2 tRNA genes are annotated in these 515 nt (G+C 48.5%); both read left to right on the forward strand.

Going from position 1 to position 515, the window contains the following annotated elements:
• Positions 1-50 precede the first annotated feature (50 nt).
• Positions 51-127, forward strand: a tRNA-Ile gene (locus LGN19_RS39490).
• A 42-nt stretch (positions 128-169) separates the two neighbouring features.
• Positions 170-245: transfer RNA gene (locus LGN19_RS39495), tRNA-Ala, on the forward strand.
• The last annotated feature ends 270 nt before the right edge of the window (positions 246-515 follow it).

Consider the following 515-nt stretch of genomic DNA (forward strand, 5'->3'; position numbering starts at 1 on the left):
GCAAAGTTGAGCGCTCACGCTTATCGGCTGTAAATTAAAGACAGACTCAGGGGTCTGTAGCTCAGTCGGTTAGAGCACCGTCTTGATAAGGCGGGGGTCGTTGGTTCGAATCCAACCAGACCCACCACCGTCTTGTGTGGCGGTACACACCTGAGGAATATCTGTACATGGGGGCATAGCTCAGCTGGGAGAGCACCTGCTTTGCAAGCAGGGGGTCGTCGGTTCGATCCCGTCTGCCTCCACCAATCTTCAATGACAAGCGTTCGACTTGAGTCGAATCTTTGTCATTGGCGATTGAGCCAGTCAGATTGATATGAGTAAAACCATATCGGCTGTCGTTCTTTAACAATCTGGAAGAAGTAAGTAATTTGGATAGCGGAAGCGTCTCGAGATGGACGTGAAAACTATCCGGGTTGTGATTGTATCGATGTATCTCAAGATGATTCGAACTCTATGTTTGACTCAATTGGAATACGGCACAAATGCGAGAACTCAACCTGTAACGAGACAGACTC

The sequence above is a fragment of the Burkholderia sp. AU30198 genome, assembly GCF_020419825.1.
Classification (GTDB): domain Bacteria; phylum Pseudomonadota; class Gammaproteobacteria; order Burkholderiales; family Burkholderiaceae; genus Burkholderia.